Source organism: Mesorhizobium sp. M8A.F.Ca.ET.207.01.1.1 (genome assembly GCF_004794715.1).
GTDB lineage: Bacteria > Pseudomonadota > Alphaproteobacteria > Rhizobiales > Rhizobiaceae > Mesorhizobium.
In genome coordinates, this window is record NZ_SRUS01000242.1 from 1 (window position 1) to 361 (window position 361).

General features: G+C 60.4%; 1 protein-coding gene. It reads right to left on the reverse strand.

Annotated features, from left to right (window positions below; genetic code table 11):
* Positions 1-119: 119 nt before the first annotated feature.
* On the reverse strand, positions 120-361 hold a 242-nt coding region (locus EN850_RS36885), incomplete at its 5' end, for a hypothetical protein (RefSeq protein WP_210238041.1).

The window sequence follows — 361 nt, forward strand, 5'->3', positions numbered from 1 at the left end:
CTGCCCGGGACACAGCGTGGTCTGCCTCGAATGCGTGGGACGCGGAAGCCAGAATGCCTGACTAAAGCATGTCACCCGAAAGCGGGAACCGGTTGTCGGGACAAAGGCATGCGTAGAAATCAGAAAGCTAAAGCACGGAGCGGATCTGAAAGATCGCGATGCGCTTTAGCCTCTTGCCGACATCGCGCCGATTCTCGCCTCGCCGGCTGCCCGATCGCGACACGGCCGATCGCAGGAATATCCTCACCGGCCCGCACAAAAGCCTTGCCGCCCTCCGGCGCCGATCCATATTCGTCGCGGGAAAACCTTGATTGGAAACCGGTGCCTCGATGAAAAGCCTGTGGACCGCCCTTGTTGCCAG